This is a genomic window from Oceanobacillus sp. Castelsardo (assembly GCF_001659985.1).
In the GTDB taxonomy this organism is placed as follows: Bacteria; Bacillota; Bacilli; order Bacillales; family Amphibacillaceae; genus Oceanobacillus.
This window is the reverse complement of sequence record NZ_LYCS01000027.1, coordinates 1-832: the sequence shown is the minus strand read 5'-3', so window position 1 is coordinate 832 and position 832 is coordinate 1. Positions and strand designations below refer to the sequence as shown.

Genomic DNA, 832 nt, shown 5'->3' with positions numbered 1-832 from the left:
AATGATTGGGGTGAAGTCGTAACAAGGTAGCCGTATCGGAAGGTGCGGCTGGATCACCTCCTTTCTAAGGATTTTATTACGGAACATCCATATTTGGATGAAGCATACTGTGTTGTTTGGTTCAGTTTTGAGAGAGTGAATCTCTCTAAAACTTTGTACCTTGAAAACTAAATAAGAGTAATTAAACGACATCAATTTTAAAGCAAGGCTATTTAAATAGCACGCTTATTCATTGTAAACTTAGTTAAGTGAATAAGGGCGCACGGTGGATGCCTTGGCACTAGGAGCCGATGAAGGACGGGACTAACACCGATATGCCTCGGGGAGTTGTAAGTAAACATTGATCCGGGGATTTCCGAATGGGGAAACCCACTGTTCGTAATGGAGCAGGACTTATACTTTAATACATAGGGTATAAGAGGCACACCCAGGGAACTGAAACATCTCAGTACCTGGAGGAAGAGAAAGCAAATGCGATTTCCCAAGTAGCGGCGAGCGAAACGGAAACAGCCCAAACCAGAGAGCTTGCTCTCTGGGGTTGTAGGACACTCCACACGGAGTTACAAAGAAATTCTTTAGACGAATCAACCTGGAAAGGTTAGCCAAAGAGGGTAACAGCCCTGTAATCGAAAAAGAATTTCCTCCGGAGTGTATCCTGAGTACGGCGGAACACGTGGAATTCCGTCGGAATCCGGGAGGACCATCTCCCAAGGCTAAATACTCCCTAGTGACCGATAGTGAACCAGTACCGTGAGGGAAAGGTGAAAAGCACCCCGGGAGGGGAGTGAAAGAGTACCTGAAACCGTGTGCCTACAAGTAGTCGAAGCGCGTT

The 832-nt window shown here is 46.2% G+C and carries 2 rRNA genes; both read left to right on the top strand.

From position 1 onward, the window contains the following. A 16S ribosomal RNA gene (locus A9178_RS18310) occupies positions 1-64 on the top strand; the annotation flags it as partial. Between the two features lie 178 nt (positions 65-242). Next, positions 243-832: ribosomal RNA gene (locus A9178_RS18305) — 23S ribosomal RNA — on the top strand; the annotation flags it as partial.